Origin of the sequence: Paenibacillus sp. Aloe-11 (assembly GCF_000245715.1) — a bacterium.
GTDB lineage: Bacteria > Bacillota > Bacilli > Paenibacillales > Paenibacillaceae > Paenibacillus > Paenibacillus kribbensis.
On the sequence record NZ_JH601071.1, the window covers coordinates 650 to 901 of the forward strand.

At 56.7% G+C, this 252-nt stretch carries 1 rRNA gene; it reads right to left on the reverse strand.

Annotated features, from left to right (window positions below):
* Positions 1-252, reverse strand: a 16S ribosomal RNA gene (locus tag WG8_RS22345); the annotation flags it as partial.

Consider the following 252-nt stretch of genomic DNA (forward strand, 5'->3'; position numbering starts at 1 on the left):
CCCCCCCCTTCCGATACGGCTACCTTGTTACGACTTCACCCCAATCATCTACCCCACCTTCGGCGGCTGGCTCCCTTGCGGGTTACCCCACCGACTTCGGGTGTTGTAAACTCTCGTGGTGTGACGGGCGGTGTGTACAAGACCCGGGAACGTATTCACCGCGGCATGCTGATCCGCGATTACTAGCAATTCCGACTTCATGTAGGCGAGTTGCAGCCTACAATCCGAACTGAGACCGGCTTTTCTAGGATT